This is a genomic window from Deltaproteobacteria bacterium (assembly GCA_009930495.1).
Lineage (GTDB): Bacteria > Desulfobacterota > Desulfovibrionia > Desulfovibrionales > Desulfomicrobiaceae > Desulfomicrobium.
This window is the reverse complement of record RZYB01000361.1, coordinates 1-1,623: the sequence shown is the minus strand read 5'-3', so window position 1 is coordinate 1,623 and position 1,623 is coordinate 1. Positions and strand designations below refer to the sequence as shown.

Sequence of the window (1,623 nt, the reverse complement as noted above, 5' to 3'; positions counted from 1 at the left end):
TATAGGTTATTGTAGTGGCCATGAAATCCCACTATCGAAAACGCAAGACGCAGTACGCATTCGAACTCGGCGGAACGGGCAAGAGCACGTCCCATGGCGGCCAAGTGCTGGTGGACGCCCTGTGCCGGCGCTTCGGGCTCTGGGAGCGCCTGTCCCGCGTGGAGGGCCTCGATCCGCGGCGGCGCAAGGGGGCCGGCTTCGACCCGGAGTCGCTGTGCGCGCAGGTGATCCTGGCCTTGACGAGCGGCGGGGTGTGCCTGGCGGATGCGGAGCGGCTGGGTGCGGACAAGGTCCTGCTCGAATCGGTGGGGATGGAGAAGACCGCGGACCAGACAACGCTGGCGGAATGGCTGCGGGCGCAGAGCGAGGAGAGCCTCCAAGGGCTGTGCGCGGTGAACGCGTGGTTCGTGAAGCGGGTCCTGGGCGAAGCGGTGGCCGGGCGGGTCCGCCATGCCGGGGCCTTGGAGCTGTTTTTCGACGACACGGAAATCGAGGTGCACGGCCAGAAGATCGAGGGGGCGCGGCTGAATTACAACGGGGATCTGGCGCTGTCCTGGCAGACGCTCTGGGCGGGCCCGTTCCTGCTGGATCAGGAGTTGGGGTCGTTCGGCACGGTGGCGCAGTGCCAGAAGGAGCTACTGGATGCGCATCGCGAGCTGTGGGAGGAAGGCCGGTCCTACTTCTTCGCCGACAGCGGCTCCAGCGAGGGCGGGCTGCTGACGCATACGACGGCGGCGGGCTTTTCCCAGTGGAGCGTCAGCTACAACAAGTGGACGGGCCCGCTGGAGCGGATGGCCGGGGAGCTGCCCGAGAGCGCCTGGGGCGAGACGCGAATCCGCGACGACGTTGAGGAAAGCTATGCGGGGCTCAAGCACATGCCCGAGGGGATGGAGGAACCGCAGGCCTTCGCAGTCTGCCGCTGGAAGACCGCCGGGGAGATGTTCTGGCGGTATGCGTTTGTGGCTTGCGAACCGGATGCGGCGCGCACTCCCCGGGCGGTGTTCGAGCGGCATCGCCTGAAGGGGGCTTGCGAGCAGCGCTTCAGCGAAGTGCTGTCGGACCTGGATCTGCACCATCCGCCCTGCCTGTCGCTGACGGCGAACCGGGCCTTCTACACGCTGGCCACGCTGGCCTACAACGTGTTGACGGCGTTGAAAGTGCTGGATCTGGAGGACGAGCACCAGGGTTGGCGGATCCGGTCGATCATCCGCCATCTGTTGACGATCCCGGCCACGGTGGTCAGCCATGCGAACCGCCGCCGGTTGAAGATCTGCGTTCCGGCCGGCTGGCTGCGCTGGTGGCGGCTGTTCCTTTCCCGGTTCGTGCCCCGGCGCAAACGGGGAGAAGGCACGGACGAGGCGTATTGGTCGCTGCCATCGCTCGAATGAGCGGCCACCGGCCGCCTCCAAATTGAACCAAGCCCGGGCCAATTCAGATGCGGCCCAGGCCCCGGCGCGCACCCGCCGCGCGATTCCGGGATCAGACGCGCTCCTCCGCGACACCGCCGGCCATCCAATCGGAGCGTGGTGCGCTTCTGTACCGACCTGCGGGTGCCTCAAGGGCCATTCCGCATTGAACGAAGAAGCCGAGGCGGCCGCTTCCGCCCTTCGCTAAGGATTCGGG

At 67.0% G+C, this 1,623-nt stretch carries 1 protein-coding gene; it reads left to right on the top strand.

Going from position 1 to position 1,623, the window contains the following annotated elements; all coding sequences use genetic code 11:
- Positions 1-20 precede the first annotated feature (20 nt).
- A complete protein-coding gene (locus EOL86_14685; GenBank protein ID NCD26818.1) occupies positions 21-1,388 on the top strand; it encodes a hypothetical protein in 1,368 nt (455 codons plus the stop codon).
- The last annotated feature ends 235 nt before the right edge of the window (positions 1,389-1,623 follow it).

What these genes read in the sequence shown, in the direction of transcription:
- EOL86_14685 (NCD26818.1), top strand. Translation starts at nt 21, where the DNA reads ATGAAATCCCACTATCGAAAACGCAAGACGCAGTACGCATTCGAACTC.